Annotated in this window: 1 protein-coding gene; it reads right to left on the reverse strand. The window is 69.8% G+C overall.

The window, feature by feature from the left end; all coding sequences use genetic code 11:
* Nucleotides 1-1,277: TetR/AcrR family transcriptional regulator (locus ACFWPJ_RS03465; protein ID WP_378846576.1), on the reverse strand; the 1,277-nt coding region annotated here is incomplete at its 3' end.
* Nucleotides 1,278-1,468 lie beyond the last annotated feature (191 nt).

Here is a 1,468-nt window from a genome sequence, read left to right on the forward strand (position 1 = left end):
GCCCCGCCCGCGCGCTGCCGTCCGGCGGGGCCGACCTGGGGGGGGGGGGGGCGGGTGTGGCGGGGGTTGGGGGGGGCGACGCCTTCGTTCCCGACGGCGCGGCCGAGGTCGACGACCAGGGCGAAGCCGGCGTGGACGAGGATGCGTGCTTCGGCTTCGGTCAGCTCGGGGCGGACTTGCACGAGGAGTTTGGTCCATTCGGCGATGACCAGTTGCTGGATGTGCTGCAGGGTCACCCGGTCTTCGGCTGCGACATTGCCGAATTCGGCGTAATAGACGTAGGTGAGGGCGCGTTCGGCGAAGGAGCCCTGGACGTACATGTCGATCAGCGACGACAGGGCTTCGGCGGGGGAGGTCGAGGCGGCCACCGTCGGGCCGATGGCGCCGGAGACGAGGTCACCCGCGCGGCGGAATGCCGCGGCCAGCAGGTCGCTCTTGCTGCGGTAGTAGCGGTAGACGGCCGAGGCGGTGGCCAGATCGGCCGCGGTGGCGATGTCCTCGACGCTGACATTCTGGTAGCCGCGTTCGTGGAAGAGATCGACCGACTTCGACAGCAGCACTTCGTGCATGAACGGCGACCCGGTGTCGGGCTCGGCCGACGGGCGCGTGGGCTCCGGCGCGGGCAGGTCGACATCGATCAGCGCCCGGCAGGTCGAGGCGAGCAGGGGAGTGAGCAGCCTGGTCGGCAGGGTCGCGTGGTGGTCGCCGATGCTGCTGACCACGCTGAACACTGCCACGGAGCGGACGGCGACATCATCGCGGGCGAGTCCGGGGCGCAGTTCACGGACCAGGCCGCCGAGCAGGCGAACCGCCTCGGCGAACTTGTCGTCGAGGGCCTGCCGGTCGCTCTCGTCGAGATACCGGCGTTCCCAGCGGACCAGCGCGGTGGTCGACCGATTGCCGATGGTTTTGGCGATGACGGCGTCGATGACATGGTCGAGGCGTTCCCGCGGTGACCACTGCGCCGCGTCCTCGGGCAGCGTCACCGCCGCCACCGTAACGTCGGCGAGCCGGAACAGCTCCTCGCGGAACAGCGCGTACTTGCTGCGGTAATGGCGGTAGAGCGCGGCCGAGCTGATCTCGAGCCTGCCCGCGATGTCCTCCATGCTCACACCGTGATACCCGTGCGCGCCGAACGCGGACGCGGCCTCCGCGGCGATCTGGGCGCGCCGGTTCTTCGGCCGCCGCCGCACGACCTTCTCCGGCGTGGCCGTCTGCGTCCCGGTCTCGGGCGAACTGGTGTCGGCCGTGCGCTCGGTGTGGTCGGTGACGCTCATAGGTTGATGGTACGGAGCCGTATATATCCGCCGGACCTGTGGTCGGCACACCCACCGGCGCCGGTGGGTGCGGTCCGGCGTGCGCGGGGAACTCGACGGTTCTCGATCTCGGCCGTGGCGGCGCGGCCGATATAGATCGACCGAGCAATCCGGTTTACGCCTTTCTATTCACCGGCGGCTCGTTCTTCTCT

This window comes from Nocardia sp. NPDC058497, from assembly GCF_042720195.1.
In the GTDB taxonomy this organism is placed as follows: Bacteria; Actinomycetota; Actinomycetes; order Mycobacteriales; family Mycobacteriaceae; genus Nocardia.